General features: G+C 58.8%; 5 protein-coding genes. 2 read left to right on the top strand and 3 right to left on the bottom strand.

The annotated features are described in order from the left end of the window. Positions 1-1019: alpha/beta hydrolase (locus PFH44_RS23675; protein WP_463671568.1), on the top strand; the 1019-nt coding region annotated here is incomplete at its 5' end. Here the strand turns inward: PFH44_RS23675 and PFH44_RS23680 are convergent. Beyond that, positions 1011-1943 carry a nucleoside recognition domain-containing protein gene (locus tag PFH44_RS23680; protein ID WP_045859410.1) on the bottom strand — a complete coding sequence of 311 codons (933 nt, stop codon included), beginning with the start codon at positions 1941-1943 and terminating at the stop codon, positions 1011-1013. The genes PFH44_RS23675 and PFH44_RS23680 overlap by 9 nt on opposite strands. Positions 1944-2168: 225 nt before the next feature. Here PFH44_RS23680 and pagP point away from each other — a divergent pair, with 225 nt between their 5' ends. Beyond that, positions 2169-2744: a lipid IV(A) palmitoyltransferase PagP gene (pagP, locus tag PFH44_RS23685; protein WP_045859408.1), complete on the top strand. Its 576-nt coding sequence runs from the start codon at positions 2169-2171 to the stop codon at positions 2742-2744. A gap of 26 nt (positions 2745-2770) precedes the next feature. Here the strand turns inward: pagP and PFH44_RS23690 are convergent, their stop codons facing one another. Further along, positions 2771-3736, bottom strand: coding sequence for an acyltransferase (locus PFH44_RS23690; protein ID WP_283826341.1), 966 nt, complete (start codon positions 3734-3736; stop codon positions 2771-2773). Next, a partial coding sequence (locus PFH44_RS23695; RefSeq protein ID WP_283826342.1) for an efflux RND transporter permease subunit occupies positions 3733-6321 on the bottom strand: 2589 nt, incomplete at its 5' end. The genes PFH44_RS23690 and PFH44_RS23695, both read right to left, overlap by 4 nt.

The following is a 6321-nucleotide window of genomic DNA, read 5'->3' on the forward strand; positions in this document are numbered from 1 at the left end:
CCGCCGTGGGCTGGCAGGCGTGGATGGCGACAACGCGCATGGCGGTGCGCGAAGCGACGCGGCTGGGCGGGACGCAGGTACCGCTGCACGTGATCGGCTACTCCAACGGCGGCGCGCTGGCGCTGAAGTATGCGCTCGACGCGCTGGATGATAACGCTCTGCCCGAGCCGCAGCAGATAGTCCTGCTGTCGCCGATGATCGGCGTGACCGCGTTTGCCCGCTTTGCCGGGCTGACGGGGCTGCCGGCGGTGTTCCCGGCCTTTGCCCGGGCGGCATGGCTGAACGTGGTGCCGGAGTTTAATCCTTACAAATACAACTCGTTTCCGGTGAAGGCGGCCCGCCAGTCGTGGCTGTTAACCCAGGCGCTGCAGGAGCAGATAGTCCAGGCTTCCCGCAGCCAGCGGCTTGCCGCGCTGCCGCCGGTGCTGACCTTCCAGTCGGTCATGGACTCCACGGTGAGCACCCGGGCGGTGGTTGATTCGCTGTATCGCTACCTGCCGCAAAACGGCAGCGAGCTGGTGATTTTTGATATTAACCAGGCCGCCAACCTGCGGGCGCTGTTTCGTCCCGCGCTCTACTCTGCGGTCAGCGCGCTTCTGCCGCCGGCGCCGCGGCAATATAGCACCACCGTGATTACCAACGCCTCGCCCACCACCTACGAGACGGTGGCACGCACCACGCCGGCAGGAGAAAAAGAGGAGCGGGTGACGCCGCTGAACCTCGCGTGGCCGCAGGATATGTATTCGCTTTCGCACGTGGCGGTGCCGTTCCCGCTGAACGATTCCCTGTACGGCCGCGAGCCGACGGAGAAGAATCGTTACGGCATCAGCATCGGTACGATTTCGCTCCGGGGAGAGACCTCCAGCCTCAGCGTCGGGCTGGATACGCTGATGCGCGTGACCTCCAACCCGTTCTTCCCGTTTATGATGGCGCGCATTGACCAGCGCATCGGCTGCGGCTTCCAGCCGGATATGCGGGCCTGCCTGCGGCCTGAAGCGCGGGTTGAGGCCTCAAAATAGCGAGACGTGCATCAGGGTGCGAACCGCGATGCCAACCATGGCGCCAGGCGCGACAAAGCGGAACAGGCGGACAAACCGCGAGCTGACGCCAAGAAAAATGCCGATTCCCGGCAGATCGAAGGTTTGAATCAGCAGCCCGGCGGAGGCGTTAATCTGACTGACGGTGACTTTGCCCTGCTGAAGCAATTCAGAGATCACGCCAAAGTAGGCCGTGCCGCCGGCCACGCATTTGACCAGCGCCGGCAGGACGAAGTTTTCCGGGATATGCAGCCACAGCAGCAGCGGCATCAGCAGGCGCTGCAGCATATCAATCAGGCCGGCAGCCTGCACCAGCCCGACGATGGTGAGCGACAGGATCAGCATCGGCACCGCGCCGAGGGCCAGGCGAATCGCGTCGGAGCCGGCGCTGTTGATAACGGAAATGATCCCCTGGCTATTTTGCTCCGCGTTGGGTAGCGCCTCCGCGCGGGCGTTTTCGACGGTCGACAGCCGGCGGCCGGTGAAGTACCAGGTTGCCGCCGCCGCGCACAGCCCGCCAACAATCGAAATGATTATCGAGGCCATCCAGTGCAGGCCGAAGGGCGCGAGAGGGTAGAAGACGTTGCCCTGGCCCATGGCAAAGACCATGGCCAGGGTCGCGGCCATCTGTCGGTCAGAGACGCCGCGTTTATCCATAATCGACAGGGTCGCCAGCGGGGCGGCAAAGCTAACGAAGTTCATCTGGATCAGGGCAAAAGCGCTCATCCCGGTTAAACCAAACGGCTTGAGCAGCGGCGCCACCCAGCGGACGATTACGTCGAGCACCCCGCGTACTTCCAGGTATTTCATGATGATCAGCATCACGACCATAATGGGTAGCAGGGTATACAGCGCGACGTTAACCGAGGATTTCCCCGCCGACATAATAATGCTTATGACATCCATTTATTTTCCGAGCACCGCCTGCAAAATCACTAATTAGCGTCATGATAATCCCCGCTGCCGCGAAATGATACGCTTTGCCGCGATTGGCAACCGCCCTGCCGGTTGTTATATATACTGATCATAAGGGGCGCGTATCACCGGTAAAATGTCGCCACGACATTTGCAAAGCGCGGTTATTATTCTCAGAATGAATACCCAGTGGACATTATCTATAAGGAAAAGCCTATGCCACGTTGTCGGCTGATAGTATTGGCAGCCCTGATTATTTTTTCCTCTGCGGCGCGGGCTGAAAAGGGCGTTTACGGCGAGCAGCGCATCAGCGGCTGGTGGGACTGGTTAAAAAATGATGTTTCGCAAACCTGGAATGAGCCGCAAAACTATGACCTGTATCTGCCGTTTCTTAGCTGGCACAACCGCTTAACCTACGATAAAGAGAAAACGGATAACTACAACGAGATGCCCTGGGGCGGCGGATTCGGCTTCTCTCGCTACCACGATGACGGCGACTGGAGCTCGCTGTACGCCATGATGTTTAAGGATTCGCATAACGAGTGGCAGCCCATCATCGGCTACGGCTGGGAGAAGGGCTGGTATCTTGATAGCGCCCGCGATTTCCGCCTCGGGCTCGGGGTGACCGCCGGAATTACCGCGCGCGATGATTTCGCTAATTACGTGCCGCTACCGATTATCCTGCCGCTGTTTTCCGCAAGCTATCAGCGGCTTAGCGTGCAGTTTACCTATATTCCCGGCACCTATAATAACGGTAACGTCCTCTTTGCCTGGCTGCGCTATGGTTTTTAAACCCGGGCCAGGCCGGGTCGCAAGGCTTAAAGGGTGAGCACCTTTTTAGCGACCGGGTTGGATAGCACCAGCATTGAAATCAATACCGAGGCGACAAACGTCAGGGCAATCAGCATTAATTTTGTGCTCAGCGAACCGATCGGGATAAGGGAGCTCAGGAGATGAAAAACGGAGTAGTGGAGGATATAGACTCCGGTCATCGTTTTGCTGATTGCCGCCAGAATACTCTCTTTAAACTCGCTGTTTTTACGAAAACGAACGCCGTTGGCCGCAATAACTAGCGCCACCACCAGAATATAAATTTGCGAACCGGTGAGCAGGAACGCATTTCTGTCGGCCTTAAACAGGGCGAAAAAGAAATGGCGCTCGTAAAACCAGGTGAAAAGATAAATAAACGGTATGGCACACATCGCGGCTTTTACCACTTTATCGCGAGTCAGCCAGCGCACGACCATTGGATCGTTAAACAGCTGGCCGGTTAAATAGAACAACAGCCAGGTCCACAGGCGATACTGCGGCGCCAGGCCTAGCACATGAACGTCGGGATAGAGTGCCGCCAGCAGATCGTAGCCGTAGGAGAACAGCAGCAGGGCAAACACCGCGCTAAAAAAGATCCTTCTGTGCAGGCTTAGCCACTCGACCAGCGGGTGGAAGGTATAGATCACAATAAAGGTGAAGACGAACCACGGCTGAATCAGATAGCCGCGCTGGTAGGGCTCAAAGAGGTAGTAAATCGTCATCCAGAAAAGGAAGACGATCACCACGCTTTTAATTTTACCCATCTGCCAGCGCGCGCTGTGCCGGGACTGGGCATCGAGATAGCCCGCCACCACAAAAAACAGCGGGGTGGCGATGGTCGAGACAAACGTCAGAAAGCCGAGGATCCAGTGATAATCGTAATCATACAGATCCCAGGTGTTATAGATGGTAAAGAACGTTACCGCCGTCATGCATCCCAGCGTTTTAATAATATTTAACCCGGTGGTGTTCATTGTGCTTGCTGCATATCCTTAGGGTGGAAACAGGCGTAAATAACCGGCAGAACCAGTAGCGTCAGGATGGTCGCAAAACCCAGTCCAAACATGATAACAACCGCCATGCTCTGGAAGAAGACGTCCAGCAGCAGCGGCGCCAGCCCGAGTACGGTGGTGAAGGCCGTGAGCAGTATAGGGCGTAAGCGCGAGGTTGCGGCATAGATAATTGCCTGGTGCTGCGGTTTTTCCTGTTTCTGCTGTTCAATCTCTTCCACCAGCACGATGCCGTTGCGGATAAGCATTCCGCTCAGGCTGAGTAAACCGATCAGCGCCATAAAGCCGAAAGGTATGCCGGTAATTAAAAAGCCCGGGGTCACGCCGATAAGCGCCAGCGGCACGGTCAGCCAGATGGCAACCGCATTTTTCAGCGAGCTGAACATCAGCACGGTGATGACAAACATCACCAGATAGCCGAGCGGCAGGGTAGTGAAGAGCCCCTGCTGCGCTTCGCTGGAGTTCTCGGCATCGCCTCCCCACTCAATGCTGTAGCCGTGCGGCAGGCTGAGCGCGTTAATCTGCGGCTGCACCCGCGCCAGAATATCCCCCGAGGTTTGGTTGCTCAGAGGGTCGGGGTCGGTCATCACCGTCAGTACGCGGCTGCGGTCGCGGCGCAGAATCAACGGATCTTCCCATTCAAGGGTAAAGTCGCTGACCACGTTGCTCAGCGGAATGTACTGCTGCCGGCTCTGGCTCCACACCAGCACGTTGTTGAGATGGTTAGCATCCTGACGTTCGGCGGCCGGCGGACGGACCACCACCGGCAGCAGATCGGCGCCTTCGCGGTACAGCCCGACGCGGCTGCCGGTAAAGTTCATCTGCAGCGCGCTGTCGATATCCTGTTTATCCACCCCCAGCTCGCGCCCGAGGGTGGTCGAGTACTGCGGTCGGATCGTTTTACTGCGGTTCTGCCAGTCGTTACGCACGCTGCCGGCGGCCGGATCCGCGGAGAGGATGGTGCTCACCTGGCTGGCTATCAGCCGTAATCTGTCGGGATCGGGGCCTTTGATCCGCACCTCGATCGCGCTGTCGCCGGACGGGCCGAACATCACCCGCTTGCTGCTGGCGTTGACCTGCGGATAGTTGCGCGCAATATAGGCGTCAACGTGGCGCGTGAGGGCGTCGATGCTGCGCCGATCGTCCATGCGAACCATAATCTGCGCATAGTTGCTGTACTGCCGCTGGCCGCTGTAGGTGAGGATAAAGCGCATGCTGCCCTGGCCGACGGTAGCGATGGTGGTGACGACCCCGGGCTGGCCGTTAATCGTCGTTTCGATATCGCTGGCCATTTTTTCGGTTGCCGCAATATCGGTACCGTAGGGCAGCCACAGGTCAACGAAGAAGATCGGCGTGTTTGATGAAGGGAAAAAGTTCTGCCGCACCGAACCGAATCCCCAGATAGCGCCGCCCAGCAGCGCCGCCATCAGCACGAGGGTGATGGTTTTGCGCATCAGCAGGGCGTTAAGGATCTGCTGATAGCTGCGGTAAAAGCGCCCGCGGTAGGGATCGGCCTCGGCGGCCGGCGCCGGGGACGCCGCGCCTTTAAACAGCCACCATTTGATCAGCACCGGGGTGATGGTCAGCGCCGAGAACCAGCTGAGCATCAGGGAAATTAACAGCACCTGGAACAGCGATTTACAGTACTCCCCCGTCGAGTCCTGCGACAGGCCGATAGGCGCGAAGGCGAGGATCGCAATCACGGTCGCCCCCAGCAGGGGCAGGGCGGAGCGGCGGATAACGTAGCTGACGGCGGTCAGCAGCGTCGATCCCTGCTGGCGGGCAATCAGCACCCCTTCGACGATGACGATGGCGTTATCGACCAGCATGCTGAGGGCGATAATCAGCGCGCCCAGCGAAATCCGCTGCAGCTCAATGCCCCACAGGTACATAATCAGCAGCGTACCCAGCACGTTAAGCGCCAGCGAGAATGCGATAATAATGCCGCTGCGCACGCCCATGAAGATCAGCAGGACGCCGACGACAATCGCCAGCGCCATCAGGAAGTTGGTGATAAAGCCGCTAACCGAGTGGCCAACTTCGGCCGCCTGATCGTAGAACAGATCGATTTTTATCCCGGCGGGCTTTTCCGCCGACATTTGCTCAAGCCGCGCCTCCAGCGCGTGGCCAACGTCGATGACGTTGACGCCGGGGATGAACGAAACCCCCATCGTCACCGCCTGGCGACCGTTGGCGTGGTAGATGCTGGAGGGCGATTCGCTCAGCCCGCGCGAGAGGGTGGCAATATCCCGCAGCCGGGTCGTCGCCCCGGTGCCGTGGGGGTTGATGGGCAGATCGCCCAGCTCGTCGAGATTCTCAAATTCCCCGGTCGGATGCAGGCGAATGGACTCGCTGCCGGATTTGATCTCCCCGGCGCTGGAAACGACGTTCAGGCGGCTGAGAATGGCGGAAAGCTGGTTCAGCGTAATGCCGCGGGCCGCCATTTTGGGCAGCGAGATATCAATATTAATTTGCTGCGGGATCGCGCCGCCGATGGCGACCTTGCCGACGCCGGGTACCAGCACCAGCTCCCGGCGCAGCTGTTCGGC

The organism is Klebsiella sp. Ech2A (assembly GCF_030078455.1).
In the GTDB taxonomy this organism is placed as follows: Bacteria; Pseudomonadota; Gammaproteobacteria; order Enterobacterales; family Enterobacteriaceae; genus Klebsiella; species Klebsiella terrigena.

Bases quoted from the DNA above. Each gene is read 5' to 3' on its own strand.
- pagP (WP_045859408.1), top strand. From the start codon at position 2,169: ATGCCACGTTGTCGGCTGATAGTATTGGCAGCCCTGATTATTTTTTCC.
- PFH44_RS23690 (WP_283826341.1), bottom strand. From the start codon at position 3,736: ATGAACACCACCGGGTTAAATATTATTAAAACGCTGGGATGCATGACG.
- PFH44_RS23680 (WP_045859410.1), bottom strand. From the start codon at position 1,943: ATGGATGTCATAAGCATTATTATGTCGGCGGGGAAATCCTCGGTTAAC.